The 411-nt window shown below is 30.2% G+C and carries 1 protein-coding gene; it reads left to right on the top strand.

Annotation, left to right across the window (positions count from 1 at the left end; all coding sequences use genetic code 4):
• On the top strand, positions 1 to 411 hold a 411-nt coding region (locus OF364_RS03030), incomplete at both ends, for a hypothetical protein (RefSeq protein WP_263774137.1).

The following is a 411-nucleotide window of genomic DNA, read 5'->3' as shown; positions in this document are numbered from 1 at the left end:
CAAAAGCTACAAGAAGAACAAGATAGAGTTAAAGCTATTAAAGATGATTTAAGTTCAAAAACTGCTAGCCTTAATAAACTTGCAAAAGAAACTAAAGATGCTTCTGATATTCCATCATTAGAATCTAAACTAGCAGCTTTAGGTGCTTTAATTACAACTTCAAAAGAGCTAGAAACTACTCTTTCAAGTGATAAATCTAAAGATTCATTTGAAGTTGAATTTGATACATTCAAAGATGCTCTAAAAGCAGCTATAAAAGAGCAAACTGAATCTAAAACTAGATTACAAGCACTAAAAGATGCCAAAGATGCACTAGACAGAATTGTTAAAGAAGCCCTTCAACAAGCAGATAATGCTTTAGAAGAAGCTGAAAATAATAAAAATAGTGAAGATAAAGCAAAATTAACTGAA

Source organism: Mycoplasma enhydrae (assembly GCF_025779955.1).
GTDB classification, from domain to species: domain Bacteria; phylum Bacillota_I; class Bacilli_A; order Mycoplasmatales; family Metamycoplasmataceae; genus Metamycoplasma; species Metamycoplasma enhydrae.
The sequence above is the reverse complement of the archived record's forward strand: the minus strand, read 5'-3'. Positions and strand labels throughout refer to the sequence as shown.